This is a genomic window from Microcoleus sp. AT8-A3 (assembly GCF_036705675.1).
Classification (GTDB): domain Bacteria; phylum Cyanobacteriota; class Cyanobacteriia; order Cyanobacteriales; family Microcoleaceae; genus Microcoleus.
The window spans coordinates 62585-74601 of the sequence record NZ_JAUBVD010000021.1 but is presented as its reverse complement, the minus strand read 5'-3'; the positions used below and the strand labels follow the sequence as shown (position 1 = coordinate 74601).

The 12017-nt window shown below is 45.4% G+C and carries 17 protein-coding genes and 1 tRNA gene; 12 read left to right on the top strand and 6 right to left on the bottom strand.

The features are described from left to right. The first annotated feature begins 155 nt into the window (after positions 1-155). The 3 genes from QUB51_RS14735 to QUB51_RS14725 all read left to right on the top strand — a co-directional run bounded on the left by QUB51_RS14735 (position 156) and on the right by QUB51_RS14725 (position 2667). A complete protein-coding gene (locus QUB51_RS14735) occupies positions 156-743 on the top strand; it encodes an aminodeoxychorismate/anthranilate synthase component II (RefSeq protein WP_333054712.1) in 588 nt (195 codons plus the stop codon). Between the two features lie 367 nt (positions 744-1110). Further along, a complete protein-coding gene (locus QUB51_RS14730; protein WP_333054713.1) occupies positions 1111-1893 on the top strand; it encodes an MBL fold metallo-hydrolase in 783 nt (260 codons plus the stop codon). A gap of 165 nt (positions 1894-2058) precedes the next feature. Then, on the top strand, positions 2059-2667 hold the full coding sequence (locus QUB51_RS14725) for a fasciclin domain-containing protein (RefSeq protein WP_333054714.1): 609 nt from the start codon (positions 2059-2061) through the stop codon (positions 2665-2667). Positions 2668-2906: 239 nt separating this feature from the next. Here QUB51_RS14725 and QUB51_RS14720 read toward each other — a convergent pair whose 3' ends face one another. Together QUB51_RS14720 and QUB51_RS14715 are read right to left on the bottom strand one after the other, a co-directional pair. Next, on the bottom strand, positions 2907-3824 hold the full coding sequence (locus tag QUB51_RS14720; protein WP_333260381.1) for a cobalamin-binding protein: 918 nt from the start codon (positions 3822-3824) through the stop codon (positions 2907-2909). Between the two features lie 77 nt (positions 3825-3901). Next, positions 3902-6589 carry a phospholipid carrier-dependent glycosyltransferase gene (locus QUB51_RS14715; protein WP_333260384.1) on the bottom strand — a complete coding sequence of 896 codons (2688 nt, stop codon included), beginning with the start codon at positions 6587-6589 and terminating at the stop codon, positions 3902-3904. 132 nt (positions 6590-6721) lie between these two features. On the opposite strand from QUB51_RS14715, the gene QUB51_RS14710 reads away from it, so the two are divergent. Beyond that, positions 6722-6794, top strand: a tRNA-Phe gene (locus tag QUB51_RS14710). 110 nt (positions 6795-6904) lie between these two features. On the opposite strand, the gene QUB51_RS14705 is transcribed toward QUB51_RS14710, so the two are convergent. From QUB51_RS14705 to QUB51_RS14695, 3 genes are all read right to left on the bottom strand, one after another. Continuing rightward, complete coding sequence (locus QUB51_RS14705; RefSeq protein ID WP_333054717.1) at positions 6905-7171, bottom strand: hypothetical protein; 267 nt, start codon at positions 7169-7171, stop codon at positions 6905-6907. 111 nt (positions 7172-7282) lie between these two features. Then, positions 7283-7438: a GYF domain-containing protein gene (locus tag QUB51_RS14700; RefSeq protein WP_333054718.1), complete on the bottom strand. Its 156-nt coding sequence runs from the start codon at positions 7436-7438 to the stop codon at positions 7283-7285. Positions 7439-7744: 306 nt separating this feature from the next. Then, a complete protein-coding gene (locus QUB51_RS14695; RefSeq protein ID WP_333054719.1) occupies positions 7745-7945 on the bottom strand; it encodes a hypothetical protein in 201 nt (66 codons plus the stop codon). 113 nt (positions 7946-8058) lie between these two features. Between QUB51_RS14695 and QUB51_RS14690 the strand changes: the two genes are divergently transcribed. From QUB51_RS14690 to QUB51_RS14655, 8 genes are all read left to right on the top strand, one after another. Next, entirely contained in the window at positions 8059-8277 is a 219-nt protein-coding gene (locus tag QUB51_RS14690; protein WP_333208226.1) for a type II toxin-antitoxin system HicB family antitoxin, read from the top strand. Between the two features lie 20 nt (positions 8278-8297). Further along, positions 8298-8465, top strand: a complete 168-nt coding sequence (locus QUB51_RS14685) for a hypothetical protein (protein ID WP_333260388.1) — start codon at positions 8298-8300, stop codon at positions 8463-8465. Between the two features lie 82 nt (positions 8466-8547). Continuing rightward, positions 8548-8880: a DUF433 domain-containing protein gene (locus QUB51_RS14680; protein WP_333054723.1), complete on the top strand. Its 333-nt coding sequence runs from the start codon at positions 8548-8550 to the stop codon at positions 8878-8880. Next, entirely contained in the window at positions 8855-9187 is a 333-nt protein-coding gene (locus tag QUB51_RS14675; protein WP_333103358.1) for a DUF5615 family PIN-like protein, read from the top strand. The genes QUB51_RS14680 and QUB51_RS14675 overlap by 26 nt, the downstream gene beginning before the upstream one ends. Positions 9188-9205: 18 nt before the next feature. Next, positions 9206-9355: a hypothetical protein gene (locus QUB51_RS14670; protein WP_333260391.1), complete on the top strand. Its 150-nt coding sequence runs from the start codon at positions 9206-9208 to the stop codon at positions 9353-9355. A gap of 258 nt (positions 9356-9613) precedes the next feature. Continuing rightward, a complete protein-coding gene (locus QUB51_RS14665) occupies positions 9614-9994 on the top strand; it encodes an endonuclease domain-containing protein (protein WP_333260394.1) in 381 nt (126 codons plus the stop codon). A 39-nt stretch (positions 9995-10033) separates the two neighbouring features. Continuing rightward, entirely contained in the window at positions 10034-10174 is a 141-nt protein-coding gene (locus QUB51_RS14660) for a hypothetical protein (RefSeq protein ID WP_333260397.1), read from the top strand. A gap of 33 nt (positions 10175-10207) precedes the next feature. Beyond that, positions 10208-10375 (top strand): hypothetical protein, encoded by a 168-nt coding sequence (locus tag QUB51_RS14655; protein ID WP_333260400.1) that lies wholly within the window; start codon positions 10208-10210, stop codon positions 10373-10375. Between the two features lie 198 nt (positions 10376-10573). Here QUB51_RS14655 and QUB51_RS14650 read toward each other — a convergent pair. Continuing rightward, positions 10574-12017, bottom strand: a 1444-nt coding sequence (locus tag QUB51_RS14650; RefSeq protein ID WP_333260404.1) for an RICIN domain-containing protein, incomplete at its 5' end; no start/stop codon positions are given.

Here is a 12017-nt window from a genome sequence, read left to right as displayed (position 1 = left end):
AGGTTTTAGATGACCAATGGGAGGTTTTTAGTTTTATTCGTCTATATTGCAGCTATTTTTATCTTGGGCATCTATCTAAAATCTTAAAACCCTTGCTTTCAGGGAGCGAGTTAACCTAAAATCTAAAATCTAAAACCTAAAATCCAACTTAACCCGTGATTATAGTAATCGATAACTACGACAGTTTTACATACAATTTGGTACAGTATCTAGGAGAACTCGGTGCCCAGTTGCCCGTAGCCAGCGAAGTGCAAGTCTACCGCAACGACCAAATTTCCTTAGCAGAAATTAGGCAATTGCAGCCGGCAGCAGTGGTGATTTCTCCCGGCCCGGGACGGCCGGAAGATGCGGGAATTTCTCTGGAATTAATCAAAGAATTGGGGCCGACTCTACCAATTTTAGGCGTGTGCCTCGGACATCAAAGTATCGGTCAAGTATTTGGCGGCAAAATTGTTTCTGCACCCGTGTTGATGCACGGCAAAACTTCTCAGGTAGAACACGCAGGAGTCGGAGTTTTTCAGGGCGTGGAATCGCCGATGATTGCCACTCGCTATCACAGTTTAGTAATTGAAAAGCAGAGTTGTCCAGAAGTTTTGGAAATTACCGCTTGGGTTGAAGACGGAACTATTATGGGCGTGCGGCACCGGGAATATCCGCATATTGAAGGTGTACAGTTTCACCCGGAAAGTATTTTGACGACTTCGGGAAAGCAATTATTGCGAAATTTCTTGGAACGGCTTTAGGATCGCGAATTAAATAACTTACAATTTTAATTGTTATTGTGGGATGGGCGGGACGCCCATCCCACTTTCAAGAGTGGAAGTTATTTAATTCTCATTCCTTAGTTAAATTTCTCTGAATTTGTAGGGTTCGCTTTTATAGAACCTTACGGTGAGAGTAGGGTACACATTTTCGCACCTGAACCGCCTCAAAAAGGATACAAGCCCCTCACTCCTGTCGTGGTGAACCCCAAATTTTAGACTCATGTTCGAGATTCCAGATTCAATGCTGCAAGTAAATCTAAAATCTAAAATCTAAAATCTAAAATCGACTGGCGGTGTTTTGTGGTATAACAACAGACGACCAACACCCGACAACCGCAATCACAAGATGAAACGGCGACAATTAATACGTTACGCACAGACGGGTTTGCTAGCAGCTTTCTTCACTGGTTTACCATCTGGATGGGAAAGCTATCAAGCTCAAACTGCTGATTCTTTGTCGATTCAGTGGTTGGGCCACACTTGCTTCTTGTTCGCCGGAGGCGGTGCGAGGGTGCTGGTGAATCCTTTTCGCCCCCTGGGCTGTACCGCAGGCTATCGTTCTCCTAAAGTGCCAACAGATTTGATTCTGATTAGCAGCCGGTTGCTCGATGAAGGGGCGATCGAGGGATTTGCGGGCAATCCCGGCCTTTTGTACGAACCGGGGGCTTACAGGTCTAACGGACTGCGGATTCAAGGGATTCGGACCCAAAAAGACCGTGAGGGAGGAAGGCGATTTGGGGTCAATGTGGCTTGGCTGTGGCAGCAAGCGGGCGTTAAGATTTTACACTTGGGCGGAGTTGCTGGCCCGATCGGCATTGAAGAACAAATCTTGATCGGGCGGCCCGATGTAGTGCTGATTCCCGTGGGCGGCGGCCCGAAAGCTTACACTCCGGCGGAAGCGAAGCAAACTTTGCAACTTCTCAAACCAAAGATGGTGATTCCGACACATTTCAAAACCCAAGCCGCCGATGCTGCTGCGTGCGATTTGGTGCCGCTAGATGAATTCTTGGCGCTGATGGATGGTACGCCGGTGCGCCGATTGAATAATGACACGATTTCGCTCAAATCTGCTGACTTACCCCAAACTGGTTCGGTGATTGAGGTTTTGAGTTACAGATTTAGCGGTTGATGCCAGATTTTTTAGGTTGCGTTATATTAAGGAAGTTTTGTTCGATCGGGGATGCAAGAGAATTTTCTCTCTACCTTAGCCTCTGGCAACCTTGCCTTTTGTCGAGATTTGGCTAACATAACAATTCATGTTCACGGTTTTATCTCATAAGGAAATGCAAGCGAAATGAAAAATCAAAATTTACCTAGTTGGATGAAACAACTCACAGGTTTCGCAGGAATAATCGGCGCTAGCGCGTTAATCGGTTTCCCGGCTTGGGCTCACATCACCTCCAACACCAATGTTGCTAATGCAACTCAAACTCAACAAGTTGCAGGAAATGGGAAAACCACTGCTTCACCGGCACCAATGGCTCAGGCTAAGGATATTGTCGCTATTGCATCTGGCGACGCTCAATTCAAGACGCTGACAAAGGCTTTGGGCTCTGCAGGTTTGGTGACAACTTTACAAGGAAAAGGCCCTTTCACTGTTTTTGCACCGACAGACGCGGCATTTGCTGCTTTGCCAGAAGGAACTGTGGAGAATTTGCTCAAACCGGAAAACAAAGCCCTACTTACTAAGATTTTAACTTACCACGTTGTTCCTGGTTCAGTTTTATCTACTAGCCTAAAATCCGGCGATGTAAAAAGTGTCGAAGGAAGTTCGCTGAAGGTGGCAGTTAGCACAGGCAAAGTTACTGTCAGCGGCGCTAATGTTGTGAAAGCTGATATCAAAGCTAGCAACGGCGTTATTCACGTAATTGACAAGGTGCTGATGCCGCCTGATGCGAAGTAAGACTAGCCGTTTTTGTATCAATTGATGTTAGATTCGGTTAAATGAAAGCGAAGTAAGGACACAACATTGTTGTGTCCTTATTTGTATGGCAGGCAATTCCGAATTAATATATAGCAATCGTTGCAGGAGTCGTAAATTTTTTACCCCACCCCAACCCTCCCCTTATCAAGGGGAGGGAGTAAGAAATTTACAAATGATTTAGGATTGCTATAGATAAAGCTTTAGCTAGCTGCGGGTATCTACAAAAATGGCTGCCAACCCTTACCCCGGTAGCCAAAATCGAAGATTTCGGGATGGAGAATTTCTGCTAAAATTTCTAACGAATCAACCAATCTCGGCCCCGGCCGATTAAAGTAAGAATTGCCGTCAGTTAGGTAAACTTTCCCCGTTTTTACTGCTTGCAAATCAGGCCATTCTGCGTATTTAGTTATCTGCCTTGCTTCGCTGCGAGTGCGACTTAAATCAAAGCCGCAAGGCATGAAAATAATTACATCGGGATTAGCTTCTACTAAAGATTCCCATTTTAACCAAGGGGAATGTTTCCCGACAATTCCAAACAGCGAATTGCCTCCCGCCATTGCGACTAATTCGGGCATCCAGTTACCCGCAGCCATCAAAGGTTCAATCCACTCGATGCAAGCTACTTTGGGTTTAACGGTTAATGTTTTGGTTTTTAAGATAATAGCATCGATGCGGGATTGCAAAAGGTCGATCGCACTTTTGCCATTTACGCCCAAAGCATCAGCAACTCGCTGAATATCCGTCCAGATTTCCGCTAGCAGATTCGGCTGCAAAGAAATAATTTCCGGCTTGCTATTTACCAGAGTGCTTACCGCTTGTTCAACATCCGCTAGAGAACAAGCACAGACTTCACATTGAGCTTGAGTAATAATGTGAGTCGGCTGCAATTTTTCCAAAGTATCTATTTCTACTTTATACACGCTGAGGGCATTTTGCAACAATTCTGTCACGCGGTTGTGAATTTCGCTGCTAGTTCCTTCGGGATTGAATTTAGGCTGAGTGCAAACAGGTAAATTTTGGATTTCTGGGGGATAGTCGCATTCGTGGGAACGGCCGACAATTGCATCGGTTAATCCTAAAAGTGCTACAATTTCGGTGGCACTGGGAATTAGAGAGATTATTCTTGGTTGGTTCATTGGTTTTCTGTTTTTTACCGATTCGGAAGCACAGGCGAAGCACAGGCGGGGCGCCCGTGCCACAGTAAAAGGGATTGTTAAATTTTTAGTTTTTTTAAGTATTGCAAATCTTGCCATGCTTGAAGGAGATTACCTTGCATCAGTTCCGCTACACCGTTTAAGACTCTAATTTCCGGTAGGTTGGAGTTGAGAGCGAGAGCAGGTTTTAAGGCTGTTTGAGCGGCTTGGGGATGCCAGCCGTACAGGTGTACGAAAGCTAGATAGGCGTAAGCGTAAGGGTTTTGAGAGTCGAGTTGAGTGACTTTTTCTAAGGCGGCGATCGCACTTTGGACATTCTGCTGCAATACTCGCGAAAATGCCAAAGCATAAGCCAATTCTAGATTATTGGGTTCCTGTTTCAACCGATATTCTAACGCTTGTTCCGCTTGCACGGTATAATCTTGAATTGGATCGTATTGATTGATGCGCCCAATCTGCTCGAACACGGGTTCTAAACCAGGCAATCCTTTGGGTAAATTAACCGCCATCGCCCGCAATTGAGTCACCAAATCTAACTCAGGCTTATCTGTATTATCCTCATTATTCTCGTTCCCAGGCTCTGCCTGAGAACGCATATCCAGAGGCTCTGCCTCGATTTTAACACTAACTGCCGGCACATTAATCGGATAAGTTTCGCCGGTTTTCCGATTTAGATAAGTAGCTTGCAGATTGTAAGTGCCCGGTGCAATATTAGCAGGAGGAAGCATCGCCGTGCGATCGACAACTCGAAACCCCACAGCAAATTTATCCGCTTCCAGCATCCCCGGATGCAAAGTCGCTTGACCGATCGCGCGATCGTGTAAAATCCTGAAAGTCTGTCCCGGTGGAATATCGCCAGACTGCTGATTTTCCCACGTTACCAACACTAAACCAGACTGCAACTGCTGCCAAGGCCCAGACCAAGTATATGTTACCGATAGCGCGACTCCCGGAACTGCTTTTCCCCCGACAGTAACTCGATCTAATTGTACTTGAGATCGCCCTTCATTCAACGGCTGTATTTCGACAGGCTGCACTCGCTTGCGATAAAGATTTAAATTAGTATAATCTGGCAAAATCCAAGTTTTATCTAACTCAAATTTATCACCTTTTTCAATTGCATTTACGGCGGCATTTTGAGCTTGTTTAATCCGTTCGCGAATCGAACCTTGCGGGCCAGTTTTGGTGACAAACCAAGAGAGCGATCGCACATCTTGCGGCACGTCTTTTAAATTCGTTCCCACCTGCCGCCCGTAAACCTGAAAATTAGCCAAAGCACCGTAAAAATTCAAATTATGCTGGTTAATTTCTGGCGTCGAAGGCAACACGCCTAAAGTAGATTGCAAATAAGGTTCCCGATCAATAATTTCTGCAATTACCTCTCGGTGCGGCCACTCTTTCCCCAAGTAAGGATAGCTAGAATTGCCGGGACTGATAATTTGGACTAAGCTATGTCCAAAAGCACCTCCCAGCGGCCACATATGGAACAGCATCGCCAGAATTGCCAAGCTAATTGTACCCCAGCGAATTTGTCGTCCCCACCGAGAAGGCCACAGCGTTAAACAATAGGCTAAGAAAATAGATAAAACTGGTAAATAAGGTATACCATATCGGTCATCTTTGTTGATATTTAGAGAATTAATTAAATAAGCTCCTACCCAGAAAACAGCCAGCCAGCGACAGGAGTTGAGATAAAAGATAGACGAACTATCTTGCCGACGACGCCAATAAAGTATCAATCCTACTAAGGGAATAAGTAACAGAGGCCAAGAAATCTGTTCGGGTAAGCGTTGACCGTAGTAAATCCAAGCGTCGATCGTATTGAGGGCCGGATCTCCTTCGGCGATCGCCGAATCCACCGTTGCCCGTTTTCCCCCGGTCAAAATTAACAGCCAATTGGTTTTCGCCCAGGGCCCAAACACCGCCGCAGACAGCAACAAACTACCTGCTAATTGAGCTAATCTTCCCCAAGCTTTTTGGCGCACAGCACCAACAGCCAGCCACACAATCGGCGTAAACAGAAATAATACTGTAGTGTGTTTAACTAATATTGATAAACCGAGAGAAATTCCAAAGGCGATCGCCCAAAAGAAAGATGACGGGGAGAGGGGGAGATTGGGGGAGGGGGAGAATTTATACTTTTTCTTTGTTGGTTCTTCCAACTGAGTTCTATCCGTTACATCCGTTACATCCGTTATAAAATCCGTTGCCGAACTTCCTTCTTCCTTCTTTCCTTCAGAAGCCTTCCACATTGTCAGACAATAGAAAGCCAAAGTAATCGCCGCAGTGAGGGGATAGTCGAGTAAAAATTGCAAGCGCAGCCCATAAAGTCCGGGTAACAAAACGCAAATTGCAGCGGCCCACAAACCGACTTGCCGGTTAAATAATTGGACGCCCAGATTGTAGACTGAGGCGAGGAGAATTGCACTAAATAAGAGATGAACGAGGGTTGCCCGATCGCCCCCAGTACCGAAAACCTGAAGAAACGGAACGGTTAAGATGTATGCCAAGGGCGGAATTTTGGTCGAAAGCAGCCAGAAGTTTGTCCACCACTCCCCGGAAAGCCACTGAGGATGCTGCAACGCCTGCAAGTATTTCAGGGTGCTAGTCAGGTAGTCTGCTTGATCCCACGCCGGGACAGATCGATCGAAGGCAAACCAGAGGCGATCGCTAATTGCCCCCAGCAGCCAAATTATGCCTAAGACAAGCAGACTCTTGCCCTCGCTGTCCCGATGTTGCTGTGCCATTGCGGTTCTTGGATTTTAGGTTGCAGCTTTTAGCTTACAGGCGGGCGGTTCCGGGCGATCGAAAATTAATTTGAAAAAGTGCTTGCTAAATTCTGTATGTGTCTGCTAAGATAGTAAAGCGCGAAAAAACAAGCCGGGATAGCTCAGTTGGTAGAGCAGTGGACTGAAAATCCACGTGTCACGAGTTCAAGTCTCGTTCCTGGCATCGCAAAGCCCTCACAAAGTTGAGGGCTTTTTTTTATAAACTTGAACCCACAAAATAATCACCAATGGCATTCAAGTCTCGGCTTGCAGTTCGAGAGACAAAGCATCGGCTCATCCCTGAACCTCTCGCGCCTTGCGAAACTTTTCCTGCAATTGCTCGATGGCAGTCTCTAAGGGGATTCCCTCACCCCGCGATAGTTCCGCCTCCGCTTCCTCCACGCCTGAGCGCACCTCCTCCACCCACTCCCAATAATGCTGGCGTGTTTGAGTCAAAGTCTGGAGGGCTTTTGTAATCACCTCTTCCGGCGAGCTAAACTGCCCCAATGCTAATTGCGCTTCGATCAATTTCACCTGCTCAGGACTCAAAGTAATATTCATAAAAATCTCCGGGAGTCTCGCTGACACAAATCCCTTTTCTAAGAATAGCGCTACTTTCTGGGCAGTGCGATCGTCTTAAGCGCCGATCGACGTGCGGTGACGTGTACTGTCTTATTTTTGAGTGAGGTACGACGCTAATTCTGGAATTTCACCGCCGCGCTGCCACTCGGCTTCCCCGCGCCGCACTTTGGTTCTGGCTGTGATTTCCTCAATCTCCCATAATTGCAATCTGGTATAGGGCCCTTTGGCTTCACCGCTGCGAAACACGTACCATTGAGGAACTTCAGGAGTTGGCTGGGTCGATCGTCTTAGGATCGCGAATTAAATAATTTACACTCTTGAAAGTGGGTTGGGCGGGACGCCCGCCCTTTCTGGACGGGCGGGACGCCCATCCCACAAGAACCATCACGCATGGTAAGTTATTTAATTCTCATTCCTTACTGACAAGCGAATTTCAAAGGTGGCATCCGCCACGTGATTTATCCGTGGAATCAATCCAAAATCTAAAATCGAAAATCCTCAAGAAAGAGCATTTATCTCGCGCAAGTCAATCTAAAATCTAAAATCTAAAATCTAAAATCTAAAATCGATTGGCTTCATCCGATTCATTCCAGTTGTCGCTTTGAGCTGATTTAGTTCTTGTTCTACCGGATTAGGAGAGGCTGAATTAGAATTGGGCGATCGCTTTTTCTTAGCCTGCGGCTTACCTCTAGCAATTTCTACTTCGCGCGGCCACCCCCAGAAATGCCACAGCGCCACCCAAACTAGCGCCACGGCAGATCCTAAAATCTCTTCTTGTGTTGAGGATACACCATTGTATTTGGAGAAATTGTTAAAAAAAGCAATTCAAGAGTTAGAAACAATTCTTCAGCAGAGGAATCAGAGGAATGAATTACCGCTATAGTTTATTAATTCAATCGTCACAAGAGGATGGACTGTATTTGGTAAGACTGCCAGAGTTTGCAACAATTGCAATGCAGCCCTGTACTTATGGGAAAACTTATGAAGAAGCGATCGCCAATGCTAAAGAAGCGAGCTCCAGCTACCTTGAGTATTGCCAAGAAGAAGATTTAGTGCCTCCGAGTCCGGCAATCGTGGCAGCTTAAATAAAAGTCGATCGCCCTTTTTGACTCAGAACAAAAGAGATATCGACTTTTCCATATCAAAAAGAGCGATCGCACTTGTTGACGAATTCCAAAAGGGCGATCGCCCTTGGTTGAGAAAAAGCAAGAAAGGGCGATCGCACTTTTTGACTTATTCCAAAAGGGCGATCGCACTTTTTGACTTATTCTAAAAGGGCGATCGGCTTAGTTGTCAAGTAGGCACGGTTTGGGATAAACTAATATAAATGCTAACTTGAATTGTGAGGAAATTCTATGACAGCAGTGATTGCGGAACATATTGAAATTACTCCGGGTGTTTGTGGCGGTAAACCGCGCATTGCCGGACATCGGATTAGGGTTCAAGATGTTGTAATTTGGCACGAAAAGATGGGAATGTCTCCTGATGAAATTGTGTCGCGGTATCCTACAATTACTTTAGCAGATGTATACGCAGCCTTGACTTATTACCACGACCATCTTGAGGAAATTCGACAACAAATTCGAGATAGCGATGCTTTTGTGCGGGAATTGCAAGCAAAAACTCCTTCCAAGGTACAGCAGAAATTGAGAGGGCAGAATCTTGGAAAAGATCCGATTTCATTGTGATGAACAAGTCGAACGGGCGATCGCAGAAGCTTTAAGAAGGCGCGGTATTGATGTCACGACTACACCGGAAGCACGACTTTTAGGTGCTGCGGATGAAGAACAGTTAGCTTTTGCGATTGCTCAAGAACGAGCAATCTTTACCCAAGATGATGATTTTTTAGCAATTCATCAACGCGGTTTAGAGCATTGCGGTATTGTTTACTGTCACCAAAACAGCCGTTCACTGGGTGAAATTGTGCGCGGTTTGATTCTGATTTGGGAGGTACTTGAACCGTCGGATATGCAGAACCATATAGAGTTTATTTGAAAAGGTCGATCGCCCTTTTTGACTTATTCCAAAGGGGCGATCGCACTTGTTGACAAATTCCAAAAGGGCGATCGCCTTTGGTTGAGAAAAAGCAAGAAAGGGCGATCGCACTTTTTGACTTATTCCAAAAGGGATCTCGACCCTAGTTGTCAAGTAGACATGATTTGAGATAAACTAATCCTGAAACTATTCCCTAAAAATATCGCCCCATCACAGACAATTTCAATGCACATCCAGTCCCCCCCTTCTTAAGGGGGGCTAGGGGGGATCAATCCGAGACTAAACAACCCAACCCACAATTTCAATGCACATCCAGTCCCCCCCTTAAGAAGGGGGGCTAGGGGGGATCAATCCGAGACTAAACAACCCAACCATAAACTTAAACCAACATCCAGTACCCCATTAATAAGGAGCACCAGGGAGATCATGCCTTTATTAAACGACTCCAACTTCCACCTACCATACAACCCAAAACTCATCCCCATCGCCAAACAACTGCGAAAAAATCCAACTCCATCCGAAAAAAAACTGTGGCAGGATTTTCTGAGAAATTTCCCTTTTCGAGTTTTGAGACAGCGCCCGATCGATATTTTTATTGTAGACTTTTATTGTGCGGCTTTACTGTTAGTAATTGAGATTGATGGGGAGAGTCATTTTACGGAACAAGGGAAACTATATGATGCAGAAAGAACTGGGATTTTAGAGGGGTATGGATTGAAGGTTGTCAGGTTTACGAATGTTGAGGTGTTGCAGAGTTTTGATGGGGTTTGTGGGGAGTTGTTGGGTTGGATTGAGGGTGATTGTTGAGGTTAGATCCCCCCTAGCCCCCCTTAAGAAGGGGGGGACATGAGGGGAGGAGAGATCGCCCGCGAGTTGAGAAAGAGCAATAAAAGCCGATCGCGATTTGCTGTTGAGTTTTGGATGGAATGGCGATCGCAACAACACCGCAAGCATAATGTAGTTGCACCCTGGTCTACCAAAACATGATCTAGGGTGATGGAACGTATTTGCTCGGTTGGAATGAATCCTCGTGCAGCAGCAGACTGGTATGCACGATTGGTAACGGTCAGTGTTGTTAAAACTTTACCCATTGATTTGTCGGAAGTTGCGTACATTGCGATCGCGCATCCGAGTCCGCTTGGGGGTTCAGAAACCGGGTTTTTGCACAAGATATCGGTTGAGACGTAAAGGTTATCTAAAAAACCCGGTTTCTTTTGTTTGGGTAAAGGGCGATCGCGTGGAGTGAGAAACCGGGTTTTTGCATAAGATATTGGTTGAGAGGGAAAGGTTATCTGAAAAACCCGGTTTCTTATTTCTTTTGTTTGGGTAAAGAGCGATCGCTCTTGAAGACTATACTCAAAGGCGATCGCATCTTTTCACTGGAAATTATTTCGGATTTGTCCAGTAAATATTCGCACCATAACCATTTGCTGTACCATTCGGAATGTTAATCCAATAGGTGTATTCTCTGACTGTACTATTGGTTGCCAAGCCATCGCCATTAGAGTCCATAATTCTGACTTGTCGTTGACCATTGGATAGTTGACGTGACTCCATTACAATTGCAACGTGACCATATCGGACTCCATTAACAATCCCAATATCAGGGAAAGAAATAATTGCACCACGTTTTGGTAAACCTGAGCTAGTTGCAGCTTCAAAACTATTCGGTAGCATTTGAGAAACTACACGAGCAGTATCTTTACCATGACCAAAAGCACGAGGAATAGTACGTTGGTTAGCAGGTAGAAAAACTTCTTGAACGTATCGAGCAATTAAAGTGACACATTGACCCCGTAAATCATAATTACCATCTAAGCGAGTAATGCCTACTTTACCTTTAGCCGCTCCAAAAAATGCCTCAGCATTTGGGTTTGTTCCACCACCACCGGAACCTGAATTGCCACCATCTGGCAAGTTCAGTTTCCACAGGTGGAAGGGGTTCGATGGCATGGGAGTGGGGTGCATATATATCTGATTGCCACTATCACCGCCTGAATCTAAAGCTTTTCCCGTAGCTTTGTTGATGATCATATAAGCATCACCCACTTGTTGCAGATTCCAGAGATGGAAAGGATTCTGCGTATTAGGATCATGATGGATGTAAGGTAGTGTACTATTACTTCCACCAGCATCTAAAGCTTTCCTCGTTGCTTTGTTGATGATCATGTAGTAATCACCTACCTTCTGAAATCCCCATTGGTGAAACTCATTCCCAGCATTAGGCAATGGATGTGGATAAACTGAATTGTTGCTGCCGCCCGCATCTAATGCTTTACCTGTTGCCTTGTTGGTGACTGTTGAGAACTGCAACCCAGGATTTTGCCAGGTAGAAGGAGGCTGAACAGCAGGTAGAGGATTGCCTAGTGGAATAGCATTCAAATCGGCATCCGATACATTCTGAATTGCACCCACATTTAAACCCATCGCGTTAAAAGTTTCAGGATTAGGAACATGACGGCGCTGACCGTTTTCCATCCAATAAACTTTACCATCACTACCTGTTACTAGCGCTCCATTTTTACGTGAAGGTAAAGGATTACCTAGTGGAATACCATTCAAATCAGTATCAGAAATGTTTTGAATAGCACCCCAATTTAACCCTATTGCGTTAAACGTTTCAGGATCGGGAATCCAACGACGCTGATTCCCTTGAATTAAATAAACTTTTCCCTCACTTCCTTGTACTAGAGAACCATGTCCGCCGTTTCCTGCGTAACCAGGTTCTGTCCAAGATTCATTGGGTAAAAATTGCTTGCCATCTGAACGCCTGACAGTTACTCCCCCATTATTGACAACAATAGCATCAGCTTTACCATCACCTGTTACA

What these genes read in the sequence shown, in the direction of transcription:
- QUB51_RS14730 (WP_333054713.1), top strand. Translation starts at nt 1,111, where the DNA reads ATGAAACGGCGACAATTAATACGTTACGCACAGACGGGTTTGCTAGCA.
- QUB51_RS14725 (WP_333054714.1), top strand. Translation starts at nt 2,059, where the DNA reads ATGAAAAATCAAAATTTACCTAGTTGGATGAAACAACTCACAGGTTTC.
- QUB51_RS14720 (WP_333260381.1), bottom strand. Translation starts at nt 3,824, where the DNA reads ATGAACCAACCAAGAATAATCTCTCTAATTCCCAGTGCCACCGAAATT.
- QUB51_RS14715 (WP_333260384.1), bottom strand. Translation starts at nt 6,589, where the DNA reads ATGGCACAGCAACATCGGGACAGCGAGGGCAAGAGTCTGCTTGTCTTA.
- QUB51_RS14705 (WP_333054717.1), bottom strand. Translation starts at nt 7,171, where the DNA reads ATGAATATTACTTTGAGTCCTGAGCAGGTGAAATTGATCGAAGCGCAA.
- QUB51_RS14690 (WP_333208226.1), top strand. Translation starts at nt 8,059, where the DNA reads ATGAATTACCGCTATAGTTTATTAATTCAATCGTCACAAGAGGATGGA.
- QUB51_RS14680 (WP_333054723.1), top strand. Translation starts at nt 8,548, where the DNA reads ATGACAGCAGTGATTGCGGAACATATTGAAATTACTCCGGGTGTTTGT.
- QUB51_RS14665 (WP_333260394.1), top strand. Translation starts at nt 9,614, where the DNA reads ATGCCTTTATTAAACGACTCCAACTTCCACCTACCATACAACCCAAAA.
- QUB51_RS14660 (WP_333260397.1), top strand. Translation starts at nt 10,034, where the DNA reads ATGAGGGGAGGAGAGATCGCCCGCGAGTTGAGAAAGAGCAATAAAAGC.
- QUB51_RS14655 (WP_333260400.1), top strand. Translation starts at nt 10,208, where the DNA reads ATGAATCCTCGTGCAGCAGCAGACTGGTATGCACGATTGGTAACGGTC.